The 21798-nt window shown below is 69.0% G+C and carries 21 protein-coding genes; 9 read left to right on the top strand and 12 right to left on the bottom strand.

Features of this window, described 5'->3' with window-relative positions:
* Positions 1–93: 93 nt before the first annotated feature.
* Complete coding sequence (locus EXE48_RS06720) at positions 94–672, bottom strand: DUF7344 domain-containing protein (RefSeq protein ID WP_137711027.1); 579 nt, start codon at positions 670–672, stop codon at positions 94–96.
* A 508-nt stretch (positions 673–1180) separates the two neighbouring features.
* On the opposite strand from EXE48_RS06720, the gene EXE48_RS06715 reads away from it, so the two are divergent.
* Positions 1181–1828 (top strand): hypothetical protein, encoded by a 648-nt coding sequence (locus tag EXE48_RS06715; RefSeq protein ID WP_137711026.1) that lies wholly within the window; start codon positions 1181–1183, stop codon positions 1826–1828.
* 346 nt (positions 1829–2174) lie between these two features.
* On the opposite strand, the gene EXE48_RS06710 is transcribed toward EXE48_RS06715, so the two are convergent.
* Entirely contained in the window at positions 2175–2432 is a 258-nt protein-coding gene (locus EXE48_RS06710) for a hypothetical protein (protein ID WP_137711025.1), read from the bottom strand.
* A 117-nt stretch (positions 2433–2549) separates the two neighbouring features.
* On the opposite strand from EXE48_RS06710, the gene EXE48_RS06705 reads away from it, so the two are divergent.
* From EXE48_RS06705 to EXE48_RS06690, 4 genes are all read left to right on the top strand, one after another.
* On the top strand, positions 2550–3422 hold the full coding sequence (locus tag EXE48_RS06705; RefSeq protein ID WP_137711024.1) for an inositol monophosphatase family protein: 873 nt from the start codon (positions 2550–2552) through the stop codon (positions 3420–3422).
* 459 nt (positions 3423–3881) lie between these two features.
* Complete coding sequence (locus EXE48_RS06700; RefSeq protein ID WP_137705163.1) at positions 3882–4412, top strand: DUF5817 domain-containing protein; 531 nt, start codon at positions 3882–3884, stop codon at positions 4410–4412.
* 69 nt (positions 4413–4481) lie between these two features.
* A complete protein-coding gene (locus EXE48_RS06695) occupies positions 4482–5495 on the top strand; it encodes a DUF7490 domain-containing protein (protein ID WP_137705164.1) in 1014 nt (337 codons plus the stop codon).
* Positions 5492–5941: a DUF8060 family membrane protein gene (locus EXE48_RS06690; protein ID WP_053770603.1), complete on the top strand. Its 450-nt coding sequence runs from the start codon at positions 5492–5494 to the stop codon at positions 5939–5941. The genes EXE48_RS06695 and EXE48_RS06690 overlap by 4 nt, the downstream gene beginning before the upstream one ends.
* An 18-nt stretch (positions 5942–5959) precedes the next feature.
* Here the strand turns inward: EXE48_RS06690 and EXE48_RS06685 are convergent, their stop codons facing one another.
* Complete coding sequence (locus EXE48_RS06685; RefSeq protein WP_053770602.1) at positions 5960–6340, bottom strand: DUF8113 family protein; 381 nt, start codon at positions 6338–6340, stop codon at positions 5960–5962.
* 92 nt (positions 6341–6432) lie between these two features.
* Complete coding sequence (locus tag EXE48_RS06680; protein ID WP_053770601.1) at positions 6433–7272, bottom strand: Rieske (2Fe-2S) protein; 840 nt, start codon at positions 7270–7272, stop codon at positions 6433–6435.
* 224 nt (positions 7273–7496) lie between these two features.
* Between EXE48_RS06680 and ppc the strand changes: the two genes are divergently transcribed.
* Positions 7497–10199: a phosphoenolpyruvate carboxylase gene (ppc, locus tag EXE48_RS06675; RefSeq protein ID WP_053770600.1), complete on the top strand. Its 2703-nt coding sequence runs from the start codon at positions 7497–7499 to the stop codon at positions 10197–10199.
* A 53-nt stretch (positions 10200–10252) separates the two neighbouring features.
* Here ppc and EXE48_RS06670 read toward each other — a convergent pair whose 3' ends face one another.
* From EXE48_RS06670 to EXE48_RS06650, 5 genes are all read right to left on the bottom strand, one after another.
* The gene (locus EXE48_RS06670) at positions 10253–10729 is read right to left on the bottom strand and encodes an MOSC domain-containing protein (RefSeq protein ID WP_053770599.1); all 477 of its coding nucleotides are present in this window, start codon (positions 10727–10729) and stop codon (positions 10253–10255) included.
* A gap of 340 nt (positions 10730–11069) precedes the next feature.
* Positions 11070–11525 carry a 30S ribosomal protein S19e gene (locus tag EXE48_RS06665; RefSeq protein ID WP_053770598.1) on the bottom strand — a complete coding sequence of 152 codons (456 nt, stop codon included), beginning with the start codon at positions 11523–11525 and terminating at the stop codon, positions 11070–11072.
* A gap of 135 nt (positions 11526–11660) precedes the next feature.
* The gene (hmgB, locus tag EXE48_RS06660) at positions 11661–13004 is read right to left on the bottom strand and encodes a hydroxymethylglutaryl-CoA synthase (protein WP_053770597.1); all 1344 of its coding nucleotides are present in this window, start codon (positions 13002–13004) and stop codon (positions 11661–11663) included.
* Positions 13005–13133: 129 nt separating this feature from the next.
* Positions 13134–14354 (bottom strand): hypothetical protein, encoded by a 1221-nt coding sequence (locus tag EXE48_RS06655; RefSeq protein WP_121600094.1) that lies wholly within the window; start codon positions 14352–14354, stop codon positions 13134–13136.
* A gap of 97 nt (positions 14355–14451) precedes the next feature.
* The gene (locus EXE48_RS06650; RefSeq protein ID WP_053770594.1) at positions 14452–14640 is read right to left on the bottom strand and encodes a hypothetical protein; all 189 of its coding nucleotides are present in this window, start codon (positions 14638–14640) and stop codon (positions 14452–14454) included.
* A gap of 187 nt (positions 14641–14827) precedes the next feature.
* Here EXE48_RS06650 and EXE48_RS06645 point away from each other — a divergent pair, with 187 nt between their 5' ends.
* Complete coding sequence (locus tag EXE48_RS06645; RefSeq protein ID WP_137705168.1) at positions 14828–15553, top strand: guanosine phosphorylase; 726 nt, start codon at positions 14828–14830, stop codon at positions 15551–15553.
* Between the two features lie 30 nt (positions 15554–15583).
* On the opposite strand, the gene EXE48_RS06640 is transcribed toward EXE48_RS06645, so the two are convergent.
* Positions 15584–16030 (bottom strand): UPF0179 family protein, encoded by a 447-nt coding sequence (locus tag EXE48_RS06640; protein ID WP_053770592.1) that lies wholly within the window; start codon positions 16028–16030, stop codon positions 15584–15586.
* A gap of 130 nt (positions 16031–16160) precedes the next feature.
* On the opposite strand from EXE48_RS06640, the gene tmcA reads away from it, so the two are divergent.
* Positions 16161–18473: a tRNA(Met) cytidine acetyltransferase TmcA gene (tmcA, locus tag EXE48_RS06635; protein ID WP_137711023.1), complete on the top strand. Its 2313-nt coding sequence runs from the start codon at positions 16161–16163 to the stop codon at positions 18471–18473.
* 522 nt (positions 18474–18995) lie between these two features.
* Here tmcA and EXE48_RS06630 read toward each other — a convergent pair.
* Both EXE48_RS06630 and EXE48_RS06625 read right to left on the bottom strand, forming a co-directional pair.
* Positions 18996–19325, bottom strand: a complete 330-nt coding sequence (locus EXE48_RS06630; RefSeq protein WP_053770590.1) for a 4Fe-4S dicluster domain-containing protein — start codon at positions 19323–19325, stop codon at positions 18996–18998.
* An 84-nt stretch (positions 19326–19409) separates the two neighbouring features.
* Complete coding sequence (locus tag EXE48_RS06625) at positions 19410–21182, bottom strand: glutamate--tRNA ligase (RefSeq protein ID WP_137711022.1); 1773 nt, start codon at positions 21180–21182, stop codon at positions 19410–19412.
* Between the two features lie 357 nt (positions 21183–21539).
* Between EXE48_RS06625 and EXE48_RS06620 the strand changes: the two genes are divergently transcribed.
* A complete protein-coding gene (locus EXE48_RS06620; RefSeq protein WP_082356852.1) occupies positions 21540–21776 on the top strand; it encodes a DUF8527 family protein in 237 nt (78 codons plus the stop codon).
* Positions 21777–21798 lie beyond the last annotated feature (22 nt).

Below are 21798 nucleotides of genomic sequence, written 5' to 3'. Positions count from 1 at the left end.
CCGTCATCTGGTAATTTGGTCATCGAGTGGCAAAGCCGAAAGCGCTCGTTCGCGCGGTGAGCAAACGGTTCCCCAACCGCGAAACGTCGGTGATTACTCCCGCTCGCGCAACTCGGGCGGCTTCTCCAAGTTCCCCAAGCGAGCGCGCTCGCCGTAGTAGTAGTGGAGCGCGGCGGAGACCGCGAACACGGTGACCGCGAAAACGGCGACGGCGGTCCCGTCGAGCGCGGCGAAGCCCGGCACCTCGACCGCGACGGCGACCTGGACGAGCGCGGCGAGCACCGCGAGCCCGAGGTAGTAGAGGCTCCACGGTATCTCGCGCCCGCGCAACACCTCGATGTACACGTCGAGGTCCTCCAGCGTCGGGGTGGGCTCGACCACCTTCGCCTCGTCGTCGTACTCCACCACGTCGTGTGCGTCGAGCTTCGGCAGGTGGGTGCGCGTGAGGACCGTGTGGACGTTCCGGCGGTCGTCGTAGTCGATCGTCTCGGGGTCGACGCCGCGCTCCCACGCGGTGATGCGCGTCGAGAGGTCCGCGACGTCCATCGGCTCCCCGGCGCGTTTCAGCGCGTGGATCGCGAAGCGCCGGCGGCGGTTCGCGAGCAGTTCGAAGATCTGTTCGTCGGGCAGCGATACGTCGCGCGTCGTTCCCAGCGGCGTCGTCGAGAGCATCGTGTGGCGCGCGCCGACCGAGACCGTGGGCGGATCTCCTGTTCGGCGGTTAACATTAACCTGTGTACCGTCCTACATAAAGTGAGGCGGTACTTGATCTGATAGGTATAGATTTTCGCCGGTTCTGTCGCCGATTTCGGCCCGGTCAAGCGGTGCTTGAAGCGTCGAATTTGGGGTTTGAAACGGGTTCTAGTGTTGTTTCCGAGAGGCGACGGGACTTCGGATCGAGCGTCCGTCGAGCGCGCGTCAGGCGGGGCTTGTATCAATTCGAGGGGGAGTCGTGGCTCGTTCCGGGGGCGCCTGCGAGACTTCGAGCGTGTCATAACGATATTGGATAGGACCTATGGAAGAAGTGAAGCGACCGACGCGGGACGACCCCCGCGAACGCGGTCGCGGACACACAACCACGGAACGTCGTAAATTCCTGATCGGCGCGGGTGCACTGGCTTCCGGAAGCGCGGCTGCTGTGGGTACGGGCGCGTTTACAAGTGTGAGTGCGGAACGAAACGTGTCAGTAAACGTCGCTGACGATGCCAACGCGTATGTTGGTGTTGATCCCACAGTGGGCCAACATAGTAACTTTGCTACGGAAGTAGACGGTGAAGTCACTGTCGCACTTGACGGCGATGGGTCAAGAGGAGCTGGCGTGAACACGAACGCTAGGACGTTCCTTTCGGAAGTTTTCCGTGTGAAAAATCAGGGCAAGGAAGACGCTATTTTTTATGTCGCACCGAAATCCGTGACGGTTGACGGAAATCACCCCGTTGCTTCCGCACCGTACAACGGCAAGGAAGGCGACTTCGTGGACTTCTACGCGAGCAACATTCCTGGAGGGGCTGAGTCGCCTGCGGCCACGTACGCTCCTGACGGATTCAGTCTCACTGCATTCTACCGGCCTGGCCAAGGTGGGCTTGATGATCTCAATGGTGAGGGTCCCTACAATGCCTTCTCAGCAGCGGAAATGAAGAGTGCGTTCGACCGGTACGTTAGTTCAAGTGTAATCGATAACAACGACTCTTACGAGGAGGGTAGCGATATTTACACTCTGAGTCCGGGTGAGTCGTTCGACTTCGGGATTCACATCAACACGGATGGTGACAGGGACCTGAGCGATGTCAGCCTGACTCTGAAGGCCGCGTCGGTTGACACGCTGTAATATCAAACTCACCCGACCGTCGCGTCTAATTTATATTGGGTTGTATAATAGCAGTCGTTAGAGCTGTACTGTATCTGAATTTTAACCTACACCGAGGTGAGTTTGTTCTCCAATACAAAAACCCGTCAACAGGGAATCTCAAACATCAAAAATAAATATTGAATTTTCGCGTAGGCTCACTATTTTTATTGATATTACTTAGCGAAACGGGTGTATTCAACACAAAATTTCAGATATATTCACCAACGTGAATTTACATAGCAGTGTGTCATTTCAACAGGCGATAACGACGGGCTGATTCTTTGATTTGTATTCAGTTTCTTATATAGCTTAGACTTATTCGCTATTATCCCCCGCCGTCGGTGTACGCCCAGTCGTCGAGCACGCGCTCGGCGACCGCGTTCGCCTCTGCCGGCGACGGACAGGAGCCGGCGACGACCTCCTCGGAGAGCTCACCCGCGAGGTCGTACACCGCGCTTCCGTCGCCGCGCTCGGCCACGCGTTCGAAAGTGGGCCGGTAGCCGGCGGCGGCGCGCTGACCGATCTCGTCGAGCGAGGCGTCGATGGTGTACTCGAGCTGACGGACCGCTTCCTCTGGTTCCATGCGCGATCCACCGGCGGCGATCCACTTAAAGATACTCGGATTCGAAACTGAGTTAATACCGCGGCGTCGCCCGGGCCGAACCGACGTTTATACGCGGCCGGAGGTGCGACCGACGCCATGACCGACGCAGACGAGCACGACGCCGACGCGACCGGACGCGCCGACGAGTCCGTGCCGCCCGTCGCGGCCCGCGCGGACGACGTCGCCGAGCGCGCGGCCGTCGCGAAGCGCGCCGCGGAGGCGGGCGCCGCGGTCGCGCACGAGCACTTCCGGAGCGACATCGCGGTGGAGACGAAAGGCGAGGACGACGTGGTGACGGAGGCCGACCGCGCCGCCCAGCGCGCCGTCATCGCGTCGATCCGCGAGTCGTACCCCGACGACGCGGTCGTCGGCGAGGAGGAGGACGAGCGCAAGACCGTGCCCGACGAGGGTCCCGCGTGGGTGATCGACCCCATCGACGGGACGAACAACTACGTCCGCGGCGTGCGCGTGTGGGCCACCGCGGTCGCCGCCGTCGTCGACGGCGAGCCGGTGGCGGCGGCGATCGTCGCGCCCGCGCTCGGCGACACCTACACCGCCGACGCCACGGGCGCGTACCGCAACGGCGAGCCGATCGCGGTGAGCGACGTGGCCGACCCCCGCGGCGCCGCCGTCGACCCGACTATCTGGTGGGACTACGACGCCCGCGACGAGTACGCGGCCGCCTGCGAGGCGATCGTCACCCGCTTCGGCGACATGCGCCGGTTCGGCGCCGCGCAGGTGGTGCTCCCGACCGTCGCCGCCGGCGGGCTGGAGGGGACGATCACGAACGTCGCCGCGAACCCCTGGGACACGGTGGCCGGGGCGTTCGTCATTCGGCAGGCCGGGGGGCGCGTGACGGACCTAGACGGGGCGCGCTGGCGCCACGACTCGACGGGCCTCGTCGCCTCGAACGGCGCCCTCCACGACGAGGTCCTCGCGGCCGCGAACGAGATCGAATTAGACGAGTAAGCGGGATACGGAGTGGTTTCTGGTCGATTTTCGCTCGACAATTAACGAGGTCGGACCACTGAGCGCTCTGGGTGGAACACCGCCGAATCTCCGGTCGGTCTCTTATAAACGACCGGTAGCGGATCGGCGACGACCGCCTCCAAAGCCCCAGCCGCGAGGACTCGCGCGACTCGCTGCGCTCCTCAGTCGCTCGCTCCGCTCGCTCCCTGCGGTGCTTGCGTCGTCGTGCTTCGCCCTCGCGGCTGCCCCTTTGAGTCCCGCCCCGCACCGCAACCGCAGCCTCACGCCTCCCCAGCCTCGTCGGCCTCCCTTCGGTCGGCCGACTCCCTCGCGCGTGCTCCTCGCGGCCGCCTTCGGCGGCCACTCGGAGGCACGCGCCACGGCAGTGATGGTGTAGTCGACGACGGCGTCGTATTCTGGGACCGAGGGTTCAACTTCGGGGCCGTCGAATCCGGGGACATGTACGCGGTCGTCGGCTGCAACGAGTGCGCCAACATGTGGCTGGTCACGGACCCCGAGACGAGCGAGACCGCGCAGTGCTCGCGGTGCGGCAAGACCCACCGTACCGCCAAGCTCAAGCGCTTCTTCGAGTCCGAGGACCGCGCGGCCGCGCGGGAGGCGCGGTCGGCACTGCTCGCGAAGAAGCGCGGCGACAGCGCGGCGTTCGCGGAGGTCGACCACGTCTCGGAGCTGGAGGCCGCGGTCGAGGACGCGGGGATCGATGACCGCGAGTACCTCGAAGCGTCGGGGCTCGACGCCGACGCGGTCGACGCGGCCGGCGAGCGAGCCGAGGGCGGCGGGGGCGGGTCGCGGAACCGAACCGAGGTCGTCCGCGACGCGGTCGACGCCGTCGACGATCCCACCGAGGCGGCGGTCGTGGAGCGCGCCGAGCGGGACGGCGTCCCCGCCGACGCGGCCCGCGAGGTCCTGACCCGTCTCACGCGCCGCGGCGAGGTCACCGAGTCGAACGGGCGGTATCGCGTCCTCTGACCCCGGTTTCGCCCGGCGGCCGTCGGCGGCTGGACAAAGCACTTATATCAGGCTCGTAACCGGTCGCACATGGACACCCGCACGGCCCTCCTGGCGGCGGCCGCCGCGCTCCTCGTCGCGGGCGCGGTCGGCGCGGTCGCCGCGCCCGACGCCCTCACCGACCCCCGAGCGACGGACGAGCCGCCCGGGCGGATCGACGTCGCCGGCGCGACGGTCGCCCCCGGCGAGGTGCGCGGCGAGACCGCTGAGCTCCGGCTCGGCACCGACCTCCGCCACCGCGGCGGGCCCGTCGAGAACGTCACCGTCCGCCACCGCGCGATCGGTTCCGAGTCCGGCCTCCTCGTCGACGAGACGACCGTCGAGGTCGGCGACGTCGACGCCGAGGGGGAACGCACCGTCAACGGCACCGTCACCGTCGAGCGCGAGGGCGGTTACCGCATCGAGACGGTCGTCTTCGCGGACGGGCAGCGCCGCGAGCAGCAGACCACGCGCGTCGCCGGCGTCGCGGCGCTCACGCCCGACTACGCCGACACGCAGGTCGGGTTCACCGACGGGAGCGTCTGGCCGACCGTCGCCGTGAGCGTGGCCGAGGCCGGCGACGGGACCGCGACGCTGTCGGCGTCGGTGTCGGTGACGAACCGCGGCGACGAGGCGAGCGATGACGTCGACCTCCGGCTGTACCTCCGGCAGGCGGAGTCGAACGTCATCGCCGCGGAGGCGACGGAGACGGTCGGCACCGTCCGCCCCGGCCGCACCGACACCGTGACGGCGACCGTCGAGGTGCCCGACGGCTACAACTACTACATCGACGCCGCGCTGTTCGACGACGACGTGCTCGTCGACGAGACGCAGGGCGTCGCGAACCTGAACCCGCGGGAGACCATCACCGCGAACGAGACGGTCCGCGACGTGGCGTTCTCCGTCGAGGACTTCGAGCGCGACGACGTCGGCGGCGACGGCGCCGACGGCGCCCGCCGAGAGGGCGGCGACGGTGCCAGCGCCGACGCGACGCCCGGCTTCGGTCCGCTCGCGGCGCTCGTCGCGCTCGTCGTCGCGGCGCTGGCGGCGCGGAGGCGACGATGACGGACGACCCGCCGCGCGGGGAGCCGAGCGACGAGGAGGCGGCCAGCGACCGCGACCACACGAGCGACCCACCACAGCCCATGACCGACGACACCGACGCGACCGAGCGCACGGCGACGGACGCCGACCGCACCGACCGCGAGGAACCGGACCCCGACCGCGACGAGGGGAGCTACTGGACGGACCCGGTCGACTCCCCGGGAGGCGGCGGTCTCTCGACGGGCGGCCTCCGCGGCCTGCTCGACCGGGTCGGGCTGGCGGCGCTGTCGCTGCTCGCGGTCGTCGCCGGCTGGGGGTTCTACACCCAGTCCGGGGACGCGATCCGCACGTGGCTGGACCCGGCCTACGAGCCGATCGCGCTCGCCGTGTTCAACCTCGCGGTCCTGTTCGTCGCGCTCGCCGGCGTCGCTCACCAGCTCCGCCGGATCCGCGCGACCGAGTCCTGACTCGACCCGCGGCCGGCGTCACTCGTCGGGGAGCTGATCGGTGCTGGCCGGGATCTGCTCCACCTGCCCCGCGAGCGTCGCGGCGTCGCCGGCGACGGTGGAGGGCTCGACGCCGGCCTCGCCCGCGACCAGCCTGACGTGCGCGGCGAGCAGCGCGAGCGCGCGGAGGCCGGCGCCGTCGGGGTCGTCGTCGGTGCGCTGGGCGAACGTGGTGTCGACCTCGCCGTCGCGGACGACGCCGACGTGGACCGCGTCGATGTCGTCGCCGTCGAGGAGGTCGCGGGCGCGGGCGATCTCCGTCTCGAAGTCGTCGCCGTCGGCCGCGTCGGAAGCCGCGGATCGGTCGTCGCGGGCGGCCTCGTCGGAAGCGGGGTCGTCGGAAGCGGGGTCGTCGCTCATGTCGTCCTCTCGGGCGAGCGACGTGAAAAGCGCGGCGGGACTCTCGGTCGCGGAGCGGGAGACGGAAGGAAGGCCGGAACGCGGAGGCGGCGTTACTCCTCGGGGCGAGGCCGGGCGATGAACAGCGCCTCCTCGATGGTGAACGGGTCGTACGTCGACTGGTGGCAGACGCAGTAGGTCCCGTCGGCGGCGTCGTAGCGGGCGGACTCCTCCAGCACCTTGTACCCCGGGATACAGCAGAAGTGGGTACAGACGTTGAGGTACGCCATGAACCCCTGGTCGGTGGAGGCCTGAAGCCACTCGTCGTTCTGGGCCGCCTCCTCGATCTCGGGCGATCGGAGCACGATCGCGTTGAGGTTCGTGTCGGCGTCCTCGGAGCGCCACGTGACCGACGCGGGCTTGCCGACGCCCGCGCTGCCGATCCCGTTGCCCCACTCCTCGTAGTCGGAGAAGTCGTCGACGTGGATCCGGTCGCCGCCCGAGTAGGTGTTCGACTGCCAGTCGTACGGCGGGCCGCTCGCCGCGCGGAACAGGTTGTCCGACTCGAAGTTCGGCTGGACGTTCTCCTGCGACTCGACGCCGCAGTACTGGAACCACGCGCCGGAGTAGGTCACGCCGCCGAGCTCTTCCTGGGCGACCTCGATCTCCTGTCCCTCCTGGGTGACGGTAGTCGTCTCGGGCCAGATGCCCTCGATGTACCCCTCGTCGGTGACCCGAACGGGGATCTGCGGGAGCCCCCGGGGCGCCGGGCCGCCGGTGTGCGCGATGGTCCTCGCGACCGTCGACCCGCCGCCGACCCCGCCGGCGGTCGTCAGGGTGTTCACGGTCGCCGACCCCATCGCACCGACCCCCGCGAGGGCCGCGCCGCCGACGACGCCCTTCACGAAGCGTCGCCGCCCGGACTCGGACGGATACTTGTCGGACGCACTCATACCCGCACCTGAGGTTGGATCGGTAAAAAGGGTGACGAACCCTCCACCGGCGCGAGAATCGGCGCCGTCGCCGGTCGTCGCCGGCGCTCCGGACGTGGACTCCGCCGACCGCGCCCCCGCGACCGCAGTCGAACAGGAACGTTCGTGATCGAATTAACTCGGAACCGAGGCAAGCATTCGTCCAGACCGCGGTTTTAACCGACCGCGACCGCAGTATGTGTGGTATGAAGTTGCACAATCGGGACGTGCGGACGGACGTTCGGGAACTCGGGGCGCTGGTGGGAGACGTCCTGGCCGCGCAGGCGTCGACGGAGGCGTACGAGACGGTCGAGACGCTTCGGAACGCGGCGATCGACTACCGGCGCGGCGACGCCGAGGACCGGGCGGCCCTCCACGAGGCGGTCGGCGACCTCTCGACGACGCGGGAGGAGGTGGTCGCCCGCGCGTTCACGACCTACTTCGAACTGATCAACCTCGCCGAGGAGCGCGAGCGGGTCCGCGCGGTCCGGAACGCCGACGACGGGAGCGCCCTCCACGACTCCTTCGACGCGACGATCGCCGAGTTCGCCGAGGCCGGCGTCGACGCCGACGAGCTGGAGGAGCTGCTCGCCGACGTGCTCATCGAGCCGACGTTCACCGCCCACCCGACGGAGGCCCGGCGCTCGACGGTGAAGTCCAAGCTCCGCTCGATCGCGAACCACCTCGGCGAGCTCGACGAGCGCAACCTCACCGAGCGCGAGCGCCGCGCCGTCTGGCGCGACGTCACCGCCGAGGTGACCAGCCTGTGGGGCACGCGACAGGTCCGCCAGCGCGCGCCCGAGCCGGAAGACGAGGCGCGAAACGTCCAGTGGTACCTCGAGAACACCCTCTTCGACGTGGTCGGCGACGCATACGAGGAGTTCGAGGAAACCATCTCGAAGGAGTACGACGACGTCGACTGCCCGAAGCTCTTCGAGTTCCGCTCGTGGGCCGGCTCCGACCGCGACGGCAACCCGTTCGTCACGCCGGAGGTGACCGACGAGACGCTCGAACGCCAGCGCGAGGTCGCCGTCGAGAAGTACCGCGACCGGTGTAAGCGGCTCTCCGCCGTGCTGAGCCAGGACGGCGAGCGCTACGCCGCGGGCGACGCGCTGGCGCGGTCGCTCGCCGCCGACGCCGAGCGGTTCCCCACCGTCGTCAAGGAGGCGCGCGAGCGCTACCCCGACGAGCCGTACCGGCAGAAGCTCAGGCTGATGCGCGAGCGGCTGGACCGCGTCAACGACGTGCGCCCGGGCGAGTACCCCGACGGCGACGCGTTCCTGGACGACCTCGACGTCATCGCCGAGTCGCTGCGCGAGGACGGCCAGGAGTCGGTCCTGGAGTCCTTCGTCGAGCCGTTCCGCAGGCAGGTGGACACGTTTGGGCTCACGCTGGCGTCGCTCGACCTCCGCGACCACCGCGAGAACCACACCGAGGCCGTCGCCGAGGCGGTCGCGGTCGAGGGCGTCGACTACGAGGGGATGAGCGAGGACGAGCGCGTCGACTTCCTCACCGAGGCGATCCTTCAAGGCGAGCCGGTCGTCGACGTCGACGAGCCCGGCGACGTCTCCGAGACGACGGAGCGCGTCCTGCGGCGCTTCGCGTCGTTCGCGGAGTGGCAGGAGGAGTACGGCCAGCAGGCGATCGACACCTACTGCATCTCGATGACCGAGGAGCCGAGCCACGTGCTGGAGGTGCTCTTCTTAGCCGACCAAGTCGGCGTCGTCTCCCTGCCCGACCACTGCGCGGTCGACGTGGTCCCGCTCCTGGAGACCGAGTCCGCGCTCAACGGCGCCGAGCGCATCCTCGGCACCCTCTTCGAGAACGAGGCGTACGCGGCCGCGCTCGAAGCGCGCGGCGAGGTCCAGGAGGTCATGCTCGGCTACTCCGACTCCAACAAGGAGAACGGGTTCCTCGCGGCGAACTGGGACCTCTACGAGAACCAGCGCCGGATCGCCCGGTTCTGCCGCGAGGAGGACGTGACGCTCCGGCTGTTCCACGGCCGCGGCGGCTCCATCTCGCGCGGCGGCGGCCCGATGAACGAGGCGCTGCTCGCGCTCCCGAACGAGACCGTCACCGGGCAGGTGAAGTTCACCGAGCAGGGCGAGGCCATCGCCGAAAAGTACGCCAACCCGCGGATCGCCGAGCGCGAGCTGGAGCAGATGCTCGACGCGCAGATCCGCGCCCGGAAGGAGGCGAACGAGGAGCCGGTCGAGGACGTGCCCGACCGCTGGGTCGAGGCGATGGAGACCATGGCGCCCGCGGCGCGGGAGACGTACCGCGACCTGCTGAACACGGACGGGTTCGTCTCCTACTTCGAACAGGCGACGCCCATCAGCGTCGTCGAGGACCTCAACCTCGGCTCCCGGCCCGCCTCGCGGTCGGGCGAGCGCAGCGTCGAGGACCTGCGCGCCATCCCGTGGGTGTTCTCGTGGACCCAGACCCGGCTCATCCTCCCCGGCTGGTACGCGATCGCCTCCGGCATCGACGCCTACCTCGACGAGGTCGGCGAGGAGGAGGGGATGGAGACGCTCCGCGAGATGTTCGACGAGTGGCCGTTCTTCCGGACGACGCTCGACAACGCCTCGCTGGCGCTCGCGCGCACCGAGCCGGAGATCGCGGCCGAGTACGCCGACCTGGCCGACGACGAGCTCCGCGAGCGCTTCTTCCCCGACCTGGTCGCCGAGTACGAGCGCGGGCGCGAACTGGTCTTGGCGATCAGCGGCCGCGACCAGCTGCTCCGCCGCGAGTGGCTCGAAGAGAGCCTCGACCGGCGGAACCCCTACGTCGACCCGCTGAACCTCCTCCAGGCGAACCTGCTCGGGCGCACCCACCGCACCGACGAGGAGGAGCGCACCCTGCGGCTCACGGTCAACGGCATCGCCGCCGGGATGAAGAACACGGGATAGCCCGGGTCGCGACGCCGCACCGCCCTCGTTTCTTTCCCGCCGCCGTCGAGTGCCTATCGGACGATCTCGTCGCCGACCGCGATCGTCCCCGACTCGACGATCCGGGCGTCGAGCCCGCCGCGGCCGTCGAGGGCGGTCGCCGCGTCCGCTTGCTCCGCGAGGTCCGCCATGTAGCCGCACGGCTCGCAGTGGCCCGTCCCCTCGACGACCGCCTCGCCGACCCGGAACCGCTCGCCGATCAGTTCGTCGAGGGCGACGCCGCGCGTCGTGACGTTGCGCCGGTGGGCGCCCGCGTCGAGGTCGACGCCGTACTCCTCGGCCGCGGCCGCGAGCGCCTCCGCCGCGATGAACGTCACGTCGCTCGGCTCCAGGTCCGCCTGCTCGTTGTAGATCCCGTCGCCGTCAAAGTAGCGGTCGCCCCTGAGGCCGCGGTCCGCGACCGCCTCGACCGCCTCCCGCGGCTCCGGCTCGCCGCCCGTCCCCGGGGCGACGTGAATCCGTTCGACCGTGCCGACGCCCGATCCCGTCATTCGCGACTCACAAACGGACTCTAACGCGCGGGATCAAGAAGGTAGCGGCGGGATGAGAGTCAGAAAGAGCGGCGGAGTGATCGTCGGCGAGAGCGATGGGATGAGAGTCACGAACGCGTCGGCGGGTGGCGCCCGCCCGCGACGACGCGACCGGCGCGGCTGCGCGTCGGGTGTGGACCCGCCCGATCGCAATTCGATATAGCGGTATCAAGTGTATGGCGCGTATCGGGGGCGAACCGGACGGTCGGAGCGATCGCTCGCGGGGTCGGCGCAGCGGACCCGAAATTGAGCGAAAAGCGGTGGCTAAGGGAGTTACGCGGGCAGAAACGAGAGAAACGGCTTACGCGTAGCGTTCGAGTTCCGGCCGGTCGAGGTCCTCGAAGACGTCGGTCGCGACCTCCGAGAGGAACGCCTCACCCTCGTCGGAGAGGCGGCGGCCCTCGCCGGAGGCGGTGGTGACGAGCCCCTCCTCTTCGAGCGCCTGCAGGGCCGTTCGGATGAGGTTCCGGGAGCCGCCCTCGTGTTCCGGGGGGCGGACGACGTAGCGGTTCGAACCGCGCTTCTTCGAGCCGTACTCGGTCGCGAGCCGCTCGATGCCGATCGGTTCGTTCTGGGCGACCTTCCGCAGGAGGCTCGCGGAGCGGACGTACCAGAAGTCGTCCTGCTCCGGCGGGAGCTCCTTGCCGGCGCCGGTCTTGGCGAACTCCACCCAGTCGGGCTCGTCGATGCGGTCCTCGAGTCGCGCGGCGACGGCCTCGATGAGGTCGTCGGCCGGCACGTCGTAGATGGTTACCATTGGGTCTCGATTCACGCCAGTGTCGTTTAAAACCATCGTATCGCGTACGGCCCGTGTGAGCCGTTTTCACGGTGCTGCGGGCCGCTGCGGAGGACTCGCGGATCGGAACGAGGCCGAGTGCGGAGCCGCGCGCCGCTACTCGACGTACTCGTACTGCCGCTCGTTCATCCGACCCCAGCCGGTGAAGACGAACTCCCCGTCGGGCTGGGTGAACTCCTCGACCTCGCGGCCGAGGTCGGCGTCGTACTCGTGGACGTCGTGGACGTCCTCGTACTCGTCCCACGTCAGGTCGTAGCGGGCGTCGAGCTGGGCGTCGATGTCGAGCGCCTCGACCTCCGCGCGCCACCCCTCGCGGATTGTCTCGGCGTGGATCTCGGCCTGCGCGCCGGAGCCGTAGGAGGCGACGAGCAGCGTCTCGTCGACAAACTCGCGGTCGCGGCTCAGGGCGTCCCGCAGGGCGCTCACGCGGGCGATGTGGACGGAGCTGGTGTACCAGTTTCCGACCTCCCGAGAGAGCCCGAGCGTCGGCTCGACGGCCGCGTCGTACCACGACTGGTACTGCTCGGTCGTCTTCAGGTCGTCCATGTAGCCGCGGATCGCCTCCTCGTAGGCCTCGCGGTCGTCGTACTCGTCCTCGCGCGGCTGACGGCCGATCTCGGCGGCCAGCGCGTCCTCGTGGTCGGTGTCACGGATGACGTGCCGGTAGGCTAACAGCGCCGCCTTCCGGACCATCCCGGGGAACGGCGTGTGGAACGGGGCGTACGCGAAGTCCTCCAGTTCGATGTCGTCGGTGACGGACTCGTAGTCCTCCAGGGCCTCGCGCATCCGGGAGAGGTACACCTGGACCGAGCGCTTCCCGTCGACGCTGGGGAACTGCTGGTTCGGCTTGAGGAAGTCCGTCTCGTCTTTCGAGCCGTACCCCTGGTCGGCCGAGAGTTCGACGATCGAGGGGTCCTCGTCGATCAGCATCGCGACGGCGCCGGCGCCCTGCGTCGCCTCGCCGGGGTCGCCGCGGGCGTACAGCGCCGTGTCGGTCGTGATGACGATCGCCGGTCGGTCGCGGTTCCGACCCGCTCGGATCCAGTTGTACGCGTCGTCTATCGCCTGCGTGCCGGCGAGGCAGGCGAACTTGCGCTCGCCCTTGTTGGCGTGGGTGAAGTCGCCGTCGTACACCTGTTCGAGACAGCCCGCGATGTACGTCGACACCGGCTTCGAGTGGTCGAACGCCGACTCCGTGGCGACGTCGATCCGGCCGACGTCCTCGGGTTCGAGCCCCTTCCGGTCCATCAGCCCCTTGGCGGCGTTCGCGCCCATCGTGACGATGTCCTCGTACACGTCGGGGAACGAGGAGTTGTTGAGCCCGAGCCCCTTCGTGTACTTCTCGGGGTCGTCGCCCTGCTCCGGCGCGAACGTGCCCGGCAGGTCGAGCTTGAGCTTTCCGGTCCAGATCTCGACGCCGTCGATTCCGACTGCAGTCATACACGGTCGTTCACGGGACTGGCATATGGCTTTGTCGATGGGGAATACGTCGATCGTGGAAATAATAAAATCTGTTTCCAGAGCAGAATAATAGATACTGTCCAACTAATATAACCTAAGATTATATATTTACGTACAGGTAAAGTCCCCATCTTCGGTATCTAGAGGGGAGTTTGAGATGGTTAGTTGGCTATTGCTCTCACAGTTCTCTACCACGTTTCCATTATCGTCTATAAGATCAACAGTCACATTGACTTGATTTGGGTTGCCTGGGGAGTCTACCGTTATAGAGAAGGGGTCAGTCATTTGTATTGAGTTTGTATTTGTATTTCTACCGTTGCCTTTTATTTCGACCTGGATCTGGTAGTTGGGATCGACGTTTAATGTCGTTCCATCAATAGTAATATCCTCAATCTTATTATTATTCGATTCGGCAGCAGACGCAGAAAACTCGCCGAATGCCGGCTGACTCGGTGTGGGATCAGTGCTATCACCGTCCTCATTGCTACTGGGTCCGACGTTATCTTTCGCCGTTTCTCCAGTTGGTTCTTGCTGAATACCAACAGAGTTCACGCTGATGTTGTCAGGGCTATCGACGCGAAGCAGCAACGCCGAGACCTCGCTTGAATTATACGCGGTGTCGTTCATCCCCTGATACGTGACCGAACCGTTCTCGATCGACTCGTTCCAGTAGCCGTCTTCGCTGCCGAGCCGGGTCGGTATCCGGACGTCGAGTCCCCCTGACAGGCTCGACAGATTGGTCGCGTCACTCGTCGGGTACAGTTCCACGGCGACCTTCCGAGTTCCGGACGCGCTAAAGTCGTTCTGGACGGCGGTCAGCCTGAGCGTGTCGTTGTCGACCAAGATGTTCTGGTCTTCGACGATCACCGCGGGACGGTTCGAATCCGTCTCTTCAACGTAGAGAACGGAGTTATCGTACCACGTCGATCCCGATTCAATCTCGTTGTATCCCGGCCGATACTCGATGAACCGCGTCGAGACATTCACTGTGGTGCCAGAGTCGTCACTAATCGTAATGTTGTACGCGTCGCTCGTCCGTAGCGTTCCTGCCGGGTCAGGTGGGTTAATTGTGAACGTCCTAGTCCGGTAGCTTGTCCCGAGTTTCACGTCAACGAACTGCGGACGCTCGGAGCTCCCTGCCGATAAGATTCCGTTCCTGAGTTCAACGAGGTCGTTTTGTACCTCCTCGAAGTGTTCGAACTCCGTCTGTCCGTTCTGTTGCGGAACGACTTGGACCTGATACAGCGACAGTGCGACGATCAGGAACCCGAACAGGATCACCGTCCCGACCACGACCGACTGGCCCCGACGGTCGCGACTGAATCGCATTGTGAGAGGTCGACGCCGAGCGGGTATAAAATCCTCCGTCCGACCTCTCAGTCGCGATACTTGGGCGGGTGCGGCCGAGCGCCGGCGACGAAGACGGCTAGTCGTCTCCCGCGCGCCGAGCCGTCAGCCACGCCGACGCGACGGCCACGGCGCCGGCGAACCCGCCGAGCAGCACCGCCTGCGTCCAGTTGAAGCCGAGGAGCGTCCCGGCGACGAGCGTGACGAGGACGAACGCGACCGCCAGCGCGCCGAGCGTCGAGCCGAGGTCCGCCGAGGCGTCGGGCATACGCGAACGTCGAGCCGTCGAGCGATAAAGCGGGCGGTTCGACCGGACCCGCCGCGCTCGTTCGGGAGCGAACGGCGCCGGGATCGCGCACTGATAAATCACATAGCGCGATATCAAATCCGCACCGCGGCGCGATCCGGGGCCGCCGACCGGTCCGTTTTTGCGCGCGGCGGCTGTTGGCGCGCGTATGGCGAAACAGCCGCATCTGCTGGTCGAGGAGGGCGACGTACACGAGGTCGCGGTCATCCCGGGCGACCCGGGGCGCGTCGACCGGATCGCGGACCTCTGTGACGACAGCGAGGTCGTCGCGCAGAACCGCGAGTACAAGGTCGTCAACGCGACCTACGAGGGCGTCGACCTCACGATCTGCTCGACCGGGATCGGCTGTCCCTCCGCCGCCATCGCCGTCGAGGAGCTCTCGCGGGTCGGCGTCGAGACGTTCGTCCGCTGTGGCACCTGCGGGGCGCTCCAGCCCGACATGGAGGTCGGCGACATGGTCGTCGCGACCGGCGCGGCGAAGGAGGAGGGGACGAGCAAGCGCTACGAGTCGGCGAACTACCCGGCGGTCCCGGACTACGACGTGCTCACGGGGCTCGTCGGGGCGGCCGAGGAGAACGGCGAGGAGATCCACGTCGGCCCGATCGTCTCCGACGACGCGTTCTACAACGAGGACGACGAGTACGTGGCCGACTGGAACGACGCCAACCTGCTCGCGATCGAGATGGAGGCGGCGACCGTCTTCTCGCTCGCGCGGCGCAAGGGGCTCGCCGCCGGCGCCATCTGCACCGTCGACGGGAACCTCGTCGCGGGGTCACAGAAGGGCGCTGACTCCGACGACGAGCTGCCGGCGAAGGCGAAAGACAACGTCGAGCGCGCGATCCGGATCACGCTGAACGCGATCACGTCGCTGTAACGCTCCGGGCGGTCGGCCCGCCCCGGCTCCTCACTCCTCCGCGCGGAACTCCACGAGCGTCAGGTCGCGGTCGAGCGCGCACGTCTCGTGAGGCGGGTCGCCGAGCACCTGGTCGATGACGCGCTCCTCGTCGAAGTCGGCGCCGTCGGGGACGCAGTAGCCGTGGCTCGGGCACTCGGTGTGCGGGCAGGGGCCGGCGAGCGACGCCTTGCTCCCGGCGTACGCGCGCTTCGCGGGGACGTTCGCGGGGACGGAGGCGGGCTCGACCTCGACCGCGCGGACGCCCGCGTCGTGGACGGCGCAGTCGAGCGTCTGGGCGTTCTCGCGGATCCCGGTCACCCGGTAGCGGGTGCCCTCGGAGAGGTTGAGACACTGGCCGCGGTAGGGACACCCCTCGCAGTCGGCCGATTCCCCCTCGTAGACGAACTCGCGGCCCACGTCCGCGAGCCGGGTCCCGATGAGCGTGACCGTGGTCATGTCCGGAGCGACGCGCCGAGCGTCCGTAAGCCTCCCGCCTTCGCGGCCGTCGGCGGGTCGCCGGGTAGTCGGGGCGACGGCGGCGCGGAGAGTAAGACACATCCCCGCGCCTCGGCAACGACGAGCGGAGATGATCGCGGGAGTCGCGCGCGACCTGCGCGCCGAGGCCGAGCGGGCGAACGAGCGGCGCGTCCTCGTGCTCGCGGGCGACCGGGACCGCGGGGTCGACGCGGCCTACGACGCGGTCGAGTCGCTCGGGGTCGACGACGGGGCGGTGACGATGGTCTCGACGCGCGAGGGGTTCCGGTTCGAGGAGACGCGCCCGCGGAACGCCGACGAGCTCCTCGGCCGCACCCGCGAGGCGGTCGTGCTCGACTGCCACGAGCGGTTCGTCCCGAACGCGCTCGGCCGGGCGGTCGGCGCGGTCGACGGCGGCGGCCTCCTTGTCCTCCTGACGCCTCCGCTCGACGACTGGCCCGGGATCCGCGACCGGTTCGACGACTCGCTGGCGGTGCCCCCGTTCGGGATCGGCGACGTGACGGGGCGGTTCCGCGAGCGCCTCGTCGCGACGCTCCGCGCGCACCCCGGGGTCGCGGTCGTCGCGCTCGGCGACTCCGCGGCCGACGACGCGGTGGAGCGCGACGGGCTGACGGGCGCCGACGGGAGCGGGGACGACGACGCGCCCGACGGCCCCGACGCCGTCGGCGGACCCGACGAGCGAAGCGCACCGCCGGGCGCGAGGTTTCCCGCGGCCGCGTACGAGGCGTGCCTCACGGCCGACCAGGCGCGGGCGCTGCGCGCGTTCGAGTCCCTCGCCGACCCAGGGGCCGCGGTCGTGGTCGAGTCGGACCGGGGGCGCGGGAAGTCGAGCGCGGCCGGGCTCGCGGCCGGCGCGCTCGCCACCGCGGGCCGCGACGTGCTCGTCACCGCGCCCGCGTTCCGGAACGCAGCCGAGGTGTTCGCGCGAGCCCGGGATCTGATCGGGGGCGAGGCCGACGGCGACGGCGACGAGGCCGACCCGGGGAGCCGCGAGGGCGGCGCGAACGAGCGCGAGATCCGAACGCCGGCCGGCGGTCGCGTCCGGTTCCTCCCGCCCGCGACCGCGGCAGACGTCGCCGGCGAGGCGGACGCGGCGGTCGTCGACGAGGCGGCCGCGCTCCCGGTGCGGCTGCTGGAAGGGCTCCTCGACGCGCCGGCGGTCGCGTTCTGTACGACGGTCCACGGGTACGAGGGCGCTGGCCGCGGGTTCGCGGTCCGGTTCCGCGAGCGGCTGCTCGACTCTCGGTTCGCGGTCCGCGACGTGCGGCTCGACGAGCCGATCCGGTACGCGCGGGACGACCCCGTCGAGGCGTGGGCGTCGCGCGCGCTCCTGCTCGACGCCCGGCCCGCGGTCGACGCGGCGGTCGGCGATGCGGCGGTCGGAGACGCGACCTATCGCGCGCTGGACCCGGACGACCTCTGCGCCGACGAGACGCTGCTCGGCGAGGCGTTCGGCCTGCTCGTCGCCGCCCACTACCGGACGGAGCCGAACGACCTCGCGCGGCTGCTCGACGCGCCGAACCTCGTCGCCCGGGCGCTCGTCGCGGACGGGCGCGTGGTCGCCGTCGCGCTGCTCGCGCGCGAGGGCGGGCTCGACGCCGCGACGCGCCGCGGGATGTACGAGGGCGAGCGCGTCCGCGGCAACATGGTGCCGGACGTGCTCACGAGCCAGCTACGCGACGAGGGCGCGGCCGCGCCGCGGGGCCTGCGGACGGTCCGGATCGCGACCCACCACGCGCTCCGGGACGCGGGGTTCGGGGCGCGGCTGCTCGACGAGGTCCACGCGGAGTTCGCGGGGGACCTCGACTACTTCTCGGTCGGCTACGGCGCGACGCCGCGGCTGCTTCGCTTCTGGCGCCGGGCGGGCTACCGGACCGTCCACCTCTCGACGAGCCGCAACGACGCATCGGGCGAGTACTCCGCGGTCATGCTGCGTCCGGAGACCGCGGCCGGCCGCGACCTGCTGGACCGGCACGCGGTCGCCTTCCGGGACCGGGAGCGCGACGGGCTCTCGGACGCGCACCGCGACGTGGACCCGGACGTGGTCCGCGGGGCGCTGCGGGCGTGTCCGGCCGCCGCGCCCGTCGATCTCACCGAAACCGAGTGGCGCTCCGTCGTCGGCGCCTCGGTCGGCCCGGGGATGTACGACACCGCGCCCGGCGCGTTCCGGGACCTCGCGCTCGCGGCGCTGATCGACGGGGAACCGGCGCTGGACGACCGAGAGGAGCGCCTGCTCGTCCGGAAGGTCCTCCAGGGCCGACCGTGGGAGGGGGTCGCCGACGAACTCGGCTACGTCTCCACGAGCGCGTGTATGCGCGCACTCGGCGACGCCTACGTCCCCGTCGTCGAGCGGTACGGGACCGAGTTCGCGCGGAAGGAGCGGGAGCGATTTACGAGCGAGTGAGCGGGCAGGGGCGGCTATTCATAGAGGGGTTTGCGGTGGCGCGTGCCGGCGAGCGGCCGGAGCGAAGCGACGACCGCGAGTCGCACGCGCGAGGTCGCCGGCGCGTAGCGCCGGCTGCCAGAGAATCTCCGATTCTCGCTGGAGTCGCGACCGAAGGGAGCGACGGGGCTGGGGAGGCGTGAGGTGCGGTCACGGTGCGGGGTGGGACTCAAAGGGGCAGCCGTGAGGCCGCCGTAGGCGTTCACGAGAGCAAAGCTCTCGTGAGCCAATCAGAACGCGAAGCGTTCTGATGACGACGCAAGCACTGAAACGAGGGAGCACGGAGTGAGCGACCGAGTGTAGCGCACAGCGAGCGTACGGCGGCCTCACGGCTGGGGCTTTGGCGGTGTTCGCCGTCGATCAGTATTCACCGACGTATGGCCGAGCGGCTGGGGCTTCGGCGGCGTTTGCCGTCGACCGGAGAGTAAGTGAGCGAGCGAGACGCGAGCAACTCACCGTGCCATCACCGCCGACACCGACCGATTAGATCCGGTTCTCGCGCCCGGGGTCGACGTCGATGGCGTCCACGGGACAGACGTCGACGCAGAGCATACAGTCGATACACTGGTCCTCGTCGGCGGGGTTCGCCTTCCGCTCGGACTCGGGGTGGCCGGGCGTGTCGACCCACTCGAACACGTCGACCGGGCAGTCCTCCAGACACGCGCCGTCCGCGAGACAGATGTCGAAGTCGACGGCGACGTGAGTGCCGCGGATCCCCTGCTTCTCCGGCGGTTCGACGGGGCCCCACACGGCGACGCCGTCCTCCTCGCCGACCCGCTCGCGGTTCACTTCGAAGTTCGAGTCGATGGCCATCGTTGCCCTCGCTTCGCCGCTCGCGGGTTTAAACTCCCCGACGAAGGGATTCGGGAGGCGGTCCCGCGGTCAGGGCTCCGCGACCTACGGGTGCGCGTAGTACGCCAGCGCGTCCTCGGTGCCGTCCGGGCCGTCGTCCTCGTCGGTCGCCGCGGGCTCGAACGCGTCGATCCGGGCGAAGCCGACGCGCACGAACTGGACGACTGTGTCGGGGTCGACGTCGGTGAGGGCGGGCTCTGCGACGCCTCGAACGTCGCCGTCGACCGTGCGGAGGAGCGTGTCGAGGCCCTCGTCGGCCGGCGCCCAGTGGATCACGTCCACGTCGCCCTCGCGGACGACGTCGATGTCGGCGTCGAGGAAGGCCAGTTCGTCGCCCTCGTAGCGGACGCAGCCGTACCCCTTCAGCCAGACGCGCTCGCCCTCGCTCGGGAGGTCCGGGGACTCGACGACGACCCGCCCGGCGGGCACCTCGCGGTCGCCGCGGTCCGGGTGGTCGGGGTGGAGCGGCGGGCGTCCGGCGTCGGGCGCGGGCGCGTCGCCGTCGACGACCGGGAGCTCGACCGCGGGCGCGTCCTCGCGGTCGCGGACGAAGAAGTAGCGGTTCGCCGCGTCGTCGACCAGGTCGCGGTTGTTCGCGTAGACGGAGGACATCGCGAGGTCGACGTCGGAGGTGGACATGCCGAGCTCCGTCATCGAGTCGACGAGCGCCTGGCCCTGGATCCCGCGGCGGCGCATCGACCGGATGGTCGGGGCGCGCGGGTCGTCCCAGCCCGTCAGTTCGCCGTCCGCGATGAGTTCTTTGATCGTCGACGTGGACAGCTTCACGTCGTACTCGTCGACCTGAACGTGGCCCCAGTGGAGCACCTCGGGGTACTCCCAGCCGAAGTAGTCGTAGACGAACCGCTGGCGCTTCGCGGAGTCTTGGAGGTCGATGCCGCGGATGATGTGGGTGACGCCCGTGAGGTGGTCGTCGACGCCGGACTGGAAGTCGAGCATGGGCCAGCAGCGGTACTCGCTGGCCGCCTCGCGCGGGTGCGGCGTGTCGATCATCCGGAAGGCGACCCAGTCGCGCAGGGCGGGGTTCTTGTGCTCGATGTCGGTCTTCACGCGGAGCACCATGTCGCCGGAGCCGTACTCGCCGTCGACCATGGCGTCGAACTCCTCGTGAACCGTCTCGGCGTCCTTCTCGCGGTGCGGACACGCCTCGCCGGCGTTCTTCAGTTCCGAGAAGTTGTCGCCGGAGCACGAGCAGGTGTAGGCGCCGCCGGCGTCGATCAGGTCGCGGGCGTGGTCGTAGTACGTCTTCAGCCGGTCGGACGCGCGGAGCACGCGGTCCGGCTCGAAGCCGAGGTACTCGATGTCGTCGAGGATGGCGTCGTACGCGTCGAGGTCGGGGCGCTTCGTCTCCGGGTCGGTGTCGTCGAACCGGCAGATGAAGTCGCCGTCGTAACGCTCCTTGTACGTCCCGATGACGGCGGGCATCCGCGCGTGACCGGCGTGCCACGGGCCGTTCGGGTTCGGCGCGGCGCGCATCACAACCTCGCCGTCCTCGGCGTTCGGGAGGTCGGGGAGGACGTGCTCGTCCTCCTCCTCGTCCGCCTCTAACTCCGCGAGCTTCTCGGGGGCGAGCTCGCCGAGCCGCTCCCGGCGCGCCGCCTCGTCCATCTCGCCGACCTCGTCGACGACCGGCGCGAGGACGCCCGGTATCTCGTCGCCGTGCGGGCGGAACTCGGGGTTCTCGCCCATGATCGGGCCCATGATCGCGCCCACGTCCGGGTCGCTGCCGTGCTTGAGCGCGTTGTAGAGCGCCGCGGCCTCGCCGGCCGCCGCGACGCGCTCGCGGAGTTCGTCGTCCATGGGCGTCGCTTGTCGGGGTCGGGTCAAAAACGCCGCGAAACGGCGGGGAGGGGCGGATCCCGAGTGACCGCCGGGGCGGCGGGCGCCGGTGGCGGCCCGGGAGCGGGTAGGGGCGCTCGACACCAGCGGTCGGACGGGCTTAAACGGTCCAGACCGTTCACGCCCGCGACGGTCCGCGACCGGCGTGAACGGTCGAGACGCTTTTTACCGATCGGGTCCGATCGGCGTGGTCGGTCGCCGCGTCGACCGGGCGTCGCGCCGACGGACCGAACGGGTTCGTCGCCTTGATAGTCGCCGGGAGCGTGGGTGGCGCATGAGCGTCGCGTCGGTCGCCGTCGGAACGCGGGGGGGATCGCGGTGGTAGGACCAATCTCCGAGGCGGAGCGAGACGCCGGCAACCGGAAGATCAGGCTCGTGCTGCTCGCGATCGTCACGGCCACGCCGCCGCTTATCGCCCTCCAGTTGGACCCGACGCCGGTCGAGCTGCTGGCGGCCGCCGGGGGCGGGTTCGGCCTCGGCCTCGTGGTCGTGTGGTACCTCGGGCGCCTCGCGGCGGAGTTCGCCGGCAGCGGGCGTCGGCGCCCGCGGCGCTGAGGTCGGGGAGTCGTCCGTTTCT

This window comes from Halorubrum sp. ASP1 (genome assembly GCF_005435135.1).
Lineage (GTDB): Archaea > Halobacteriota > Halobacteria > Halobacteriales > Haloferacaceae > Halorubrum > Halorubrum tropicale.
This window is presented reverse-complemented; position numbering and strand designations above follow the sequence as displayed.